We start from the raw sequence: 439 nt of genomic DNA on the forward strand, positions 1-439 counted from the left end.
TACCCGCCTCAGTCGCTGAATTTGCAGCTGCATCACGAGCCGCTTCCGCCGCTGTTTTCGCTTTTCCTGCTTCTGTTGCAGAGTTAGCAGCTGCGTCTTTCGATCTACCCGCTTCAGTTGCTGAGTTGGCAGCAGCATCTTTTGATTTACCCGCCTCTGTTGCTGAGTTTGCAGCTTCATCACGAGCTGCTTCCGCCGCTGTTTTCGCTTTGCCTGCTTCTATTTCAGAGACTTTAGCTGCATCTTCAGAGGCTTTAGCTGCATCTTTTGATTTTCCAGCTTCAGTCGCTGAGCTTGCCGCCTCGCCCGCTTTCGTATTCGCAATATCACGAGCTGCTTCCGCATCATTTTTCGCTGTCACAGCCGCATCTTTCGCTTTGCCTGCTTCTGTTGCAGAGTTAGCAGCCGCATCTTTCGATCTACCCGCCTCAGTCGCTGA

Annotated in this window: 1 pseudogene; it reads right to left on the reverse strand. The window is 52.4% G+C overall.

The features are described from left to right. Positions 1-439: pseudogene (locus tag DV424_RS08920) on the reverse strand (adhesin); the annotation flags it as partial.

The sequence above is a fragment of the Haemophilus haemolyticus genome, assembly GCF_003493605.1.
GTDB lineage: Bacteria > Pseudomonadota > Gammaproteobacteria > Enterobacterales > Pasteurellaceae > Haemophilus > Haemophilus haemolyticus_J.